1 rRNA gene is annotated in these 2,930 nt (G+C 49.8%); it reads left to right on the forward strand.

Features of this window, described 5'->3' with window-relative positions:
- Positions 1–146 precede the first annotated feature (146 nt).
- A 23S ribosomal RNA gene (locus V8I28_RS13075) occupies positions 147–2,930 on the forward strand; the annotation flags it as partial.

Genomic DNA, 2,930 nt, shown 5'->3' on the forward strand with positions numbered 1-2,930 from the left:
TTGTTCTTTGAAAACTAGATATTATCAAATTATTTTCCTTTAATTATTAAGATAATTAAACCGAGAAACAACTGCGTATTTTTGAGTTTTTTAATTAGTTTATATCGCTAATACTCAATTAATCAGCGATTACGACGTAATCGTTAGGTTAAGTTATGAAGGGCGCATGGTGGATGCCTTGGTACTAGGAGCCGATGAAGGACGGGACTAACACCGATATGCTTCGGGGAGCTGTACGTAAGCTTTGATCCGGAGATTTCCGAATGGGGAAACCCAATTACTTTAATCAGTAATTACAACTCAGGGAATACATACTTGAGTTGAGGCAGACGTGGGGAACTGAAACATCTAAGTACCCACAGGAATAGAAAGAAAAATCGATTCCCTAAGTAGCGGCGAGCGAACGGGGAATAGCCCAAACCAAAGAGCTTGCTCTTTGGGGTTGTAGGACTGAACATTTGAGTTACCAAAGTCAATGATAATCGAAGAGTCTGGGAAGGCTCGGCACAGAGGGTGATACCCCCGTAGATGAAATCGTTGGCCCTCAGTTCAGTATCCTGAGTACGGCCACACACGTGAAACGTGGTCGGAATCCGGGAGGACCATCTCCCAAGGCTAAATACTCCCTAGTGACCGATAGTGAACCAGTACCGTGAGGGAAAGGTGAAAAGCACCGCGGAAGCGGAGTGAAATAGTTCCTGAAACCATGTGCCTACAATTAGTTAGAGCCCGTTAAGGGGTGATAGCGTGCCTTTTGTAGAATGAACCGGCGAGTTACGTTAATTTGCAAGGTTAAGGTGGAAAGACCGGAGCCGTAGCGAAAGCGAGTCTGAAACGGGCGTTTCAGTAAATTGACGTAGACCCGAAACCAGGTGACCTATCCATGTCCAGGTTGAAGGTGCGGTAAAGCGCACTGGAGGACCGAACCCGTGTATGTTGAAAAATGCTGGGATGAGGTGTGGATAGCGGTGAAATTCCAAACGAACTTGGAGATAGCTGGTTCTCTCCGAAATAGCTTTAGGGTTAGCCTCGGAGTTAAGAATCGTGGAGGTAGAGCCACTGTTTGGACTAGGGGCCCGTCATGGGTTACTGAATTCAGATAAACTCCGAATGCCACTGATTTATATCCGGGAGTCAGACGATGAGTGATAAGATCCACCGTCGAAAGGGGAACAGCCCAGACCACCAATTAAGGTCCCTAAATACATGCTGAGTGGAAAAGGATGTGGAGTTGCATAGACAGCTAGGATGTTGGCTCAGAAGCAGCCACCATTTAAAGAGTGCGTAATAGCTCACTAGCCGAGTGATCCCGCGCCGAAAATATACCGGGGCTAAGCATGTTACCGAAATTGTGGATGCGACCAATAGGTCGCGTGATAGGAGAGCGTTCTAAGGGCAACGAAGCTAGACCGCAAGGACTAGTGGAGCGCTTAGAAGTGAGAATGCCGGTATGAGTAGCGAAAGATCAGTGAGAATCTGATCCACCGAATGACTAAGGTTTCCTGGGGAAGGCTCGTCCTCCCAGGGTTAGTCGGGACCTAAGCCGAGGCTGAGAAGCGTAGGCGATGGATAACAGGTTGATATTCCTGTACTAGTTAATCATGTTTGAACGATGGAGGGACGCAGGAGGCTATGGTGTGCACACGATTGGAAATGTGTGTTCAAGCGTCAAGTCTGGTGATGAGTCAAATGCTTATCGCTAAGGACAAGGCGTGACGAGGACCGAATTTTAGTAGGGAAGCGCCAGATGTCACACTGCCGAGAAAAGCTTCTAGTTAGTGATTAATTACCCGTACCGCAAACCGACACAGGTAGTCGAGGAGAGTATCCTAAGGTGAGCGAGTGAACTCTCGTTAAGGAACTCGGCAAAATGACCCCGTAACTTCGGGAGAAGGGGTGCTACACGCAAGTGTAGCCGCAGTGAAAAGGCCCAGGCGACTGTTTATCAAAAACACAGGTTTCTGCAAAATCGTAAGATGACGTATAGGGGCTGACGCCTGCCCGGTGCTGGAAGGTTAAGTGGATGAGTTAGCTTCGGCGAAGCCCAGAAATGAAGCCCCAGTAAACGGCGGCCGTAACTATAACGGTCCTAAGGTAGCGAAATTCCTTGTCGGGTAAGTTCCGACCCGCACGAAAGGCGTAACGATCTGGGCACTGTCTCAACGAGAGACTCGGTGAAATTATATTACCTGTGAAGATGCAGGTTACCCGCGACAGGACGGAAAGACCCCATGGAGCTTTACTGTAGCTTGATATTGGGTGTTGACACAGCTTGTACAGGATAGGTCGGAGCCGTAGAACTCGGAACGCTAGTTTCGAGTGAGGCGCTGGTGGGATACGACCCTCGCTGTGTGAACACTCTAACCCACACCACTAATCGTGGTGGGAGACAGTGTCAGGTGGGCAGTTTGACTGGGGCGGTCGCCTCCTAAAAAGTAACGGAGGCGCCCAAAGGTTCTCTCAGAATGGTTGGAAATCATTCGTCGAGTGTAAAGGCAGAAGAGAGCTTGACTGCGAGACAGACAGGTCGAGCAGGGACGAAAGTCGGGCTTAGTGATCCGGTGGTACCGTATGGAAGGGCCATCGCTCAACGGATAAAAGCTACCCTGGGGATAACAGGCTTATCTCCCCCAAGAGTCCACATCGACGGGGAGGTTTGGCACCTCGATGTCGGCTCATCGCATCCTGGGGCTGTAGTCGGTCCCAAGGGTTGGGCTGTTCGCCCATTAAAGCGGTACGCGAGCTGGGTTCAGAACGTCGTGAGACAGTTCGGTCCCTATCCGTCGCGGGCGTAGGAAATTTGAGAGGAGCTGTCCTTAGTACGAGAGGACCGGGATGGACATACCGCTGGTGTACCAGTTGTGCCGCCAGGCGCATCGCTGGGTAGCTATGTATGGATGAGATAAACGCTGAAAGCATCTAAGTGTGAA

The organism is Levilactobacillus sp. HBUAS70063, assembly GCF_038374745.1.
In the GTDB taxonomy this organism is placed as follows: domain Bacteria; phylum Bacillota; class Bacilli; order Lactobacillales; family Lactobacillaceae; genus Levilactobacillus.